2 protein-coding genes are annotated in these 2272 nt (G+C 34.2%); both read left to right on the top strand.

Annotation, left to right across the window (positions count from 1 at the left end):
• Positions 1 to 150 precede the first annotated feature (150 nt).
• The gene (locus RM519_RS13900) at positions 151 to 657 is read left to right on the top strand and encodes a hypothetical protein (RefSeq protein WP_311594432.1); all 507 of its coding nucleotides are present in this window, start codon (positions 151 to 153) and stop codon (positions 655 to 657) included.
• 263 nt (positions 658 to 920) lie between these two features.
• Complete coding sequence (locus RM519_RS13895; RefSeq protein WP_311594431.1) at positions 921 to 2120, top strand: MFS transporter; 1200 nt, start codon at positions 921 to 923, stop codon at positions 2118 to 2120.
• Positions 2121 to 2272 lie beyond the last annotated feature (152 nt).

Below are 2272 nucleotides of genomic sequence, written 5' to 3'. Positions count from 1 at the left end.
GAACTTTAATAGGAAGTCCAATACTTCGATAATAGTTGTTCAAATTTTTTATATTTACTCTTAAAACACAGAACTCCGTTTAGCAGGTCTGTTGGGTGTAAGTTAAAAACAACATTCTATGCACAATAATAATTTAAAGCTTTATAAAATATGACTAATTGTAAGAGATGTAATCAGCAAATGGATGGGGAAACTAATTTCTGCCCCACTTGTGGTGAAGACCAAAGAACCAATAATATAATCCACCAAAAAAGCAATGCATCTTTTTTAATTGTTTTGTGTGTTTTAACGATAATAGGCTCGGTATTTACAATTGGCAGAGCTTATTTATACGAAATGGTTTCTATGATGGATGGAGAGAGTAATTATATACGCGGATGGATTTATGCAGGTTCATCAATTGGGACTTTGACAGGAGCAATTATGATGATACAGAGAAAGTTAAATGGTTTATATATCTATTCAACATTTCAAGGAATCTATATTATTACAGTATTAGTTGCTTCCTTATCATATAGCGATGCATTTGGCAGTTTTGATAGATCTGGGAATGCAGCTTCACTTTTAGCTTCTGGAATCGCTATGTTTTTTCTTCTGCCATCAATACTGTTTTTAATATTATACTGGACTAATATGATTAAGAAACACTTAACGTAAAACTTAAATGCTACAGACATTTTACATTTTGAAAAACAAACACCCAACAATGTGTATAAAACATAGCTTATAAGTGCTTAATCTTAAGTTTCGTACTTATTTACAAAGACCGCCAAATTTTTAAATTTGGCTTTTAGAATAGAAAATTTAAAAACAAAACATAAAAATTGGGCTCTGGCTCTGTGTTCATCAGAAAAGTTAGCACCTTTTTATACGCTACGTTTCATACACAAGACCGTTGGGTGCAATTGAAAAAACTATGGGTGAAACAGACTAAGTTAATACTTCCGATAATCGTGATCTCTCAGTTCTGTTGCACATCACTTTGGTTTGCGGGGAATGGTGTGATGAGCGAACTTATAGTAGGTTTTAATCTTAAAGCCAATGCTCTAGGTCACTTAACATCTGCCGTACAATTCGGATTTATTTTGGGTACTTTGATTTTCGCAATTTTGACTATTGCTGACCGTTTTTCACCATCAAAAGTGTTTTTAACTTGTGCTTTACTTGGTTCAATATTCAATGTTGGGGTAATATATGAGGGTAACAGTTTAGTAAGTATCCTTTCACTTCGTTTTATTACTGGCTTCTTTCTAGCTGGTATATACCCAGTTGGAATGAAAATAGCGGCTGACTATTATGAAAAAGGACTAGGTAAGTCACTTGGCTTTTTAGTTGGCGCATTGGTTATTGGTACTGCATTCCCTCATCTAGCAAAGGAAATAACTGAAGCATTTCCATGGAAATCTGTGCTCATCCTCACTTCATCTCTTGCTGTAATAGGTGGATTATTAATGCTAATAATGGTTCCCGATGGTCCATACCGAAAACCTGGAAATCAATTAAACATATCAGCTTTTTTTAACGTATTTCGGAATCGGAAATTTCGCTCTGCAGCCTTCGGTTATTTTGGCCACATGTGGGAACTATATGCGTTTTGGACCTTTGTCCCTATCATATTAAAGACTTATAGCGTAGAACATCCTGAAGTAACATTCAATATCTCGATATTGTCTTTCATAATTATTGGAGTAGGTGGATTGTCCTGTGTACTAGGTGGATATCTCGCGCAAGCTGCAGGAGTTAAACAAATAGCACGTATGGCATTAATCTTATCATGTGGGTGTTGCCTCGTTTCACCGTTAGTCTTTGTGACTGAATCTGAAAGCTTGTTTATTGGTTTTCTTATTTTTTGGGGAATGGTAGTCATAGCTGACTCACCTCTTTTCTCAACTCTAGTGGCTCAAAATGCATCAGCAGAAATAAAAGGGACTGCACTTACTATTGTAAATTGTATTGGTTTCTCAATTACAATAATCAGCATCCAGCTTCTCAATCTATTGCAGGGTTCAATGAACTCAACGTATATTTATACTATATTAGCATTAGGACCAATCTTAGGTTTATTAGCATTATCAGAAAAGATAAATATAACTGCACCCAACAACGTGTATAAAACATAGCTATTATATGCTTTACGAAAGGTTCGTAATTATTTGCAAAGACCGCCAAATTTTTAAATTTGGCTTTTAAAAATGATAAGATAAAAACAAAATATAAAAATTTGACTTTGTGTTAATCCGAAAAATAAGCGTTTTTTTTTGCACGCTACGTT

Origin of the sequence: Urechidicola vernalis (assembly GCF_031846385.1) — a bacterium.
Classification (GTDB): domain Bacteria; phylum Bacteroidota; class Bacteroidia; order Flavobacteriales; family Flavobacteriaceae; genus Urechidicola; species Urechidicola vernalis.
This window is presented reverse-complemented; position numbering and strand designations above follow the sequence as displayed.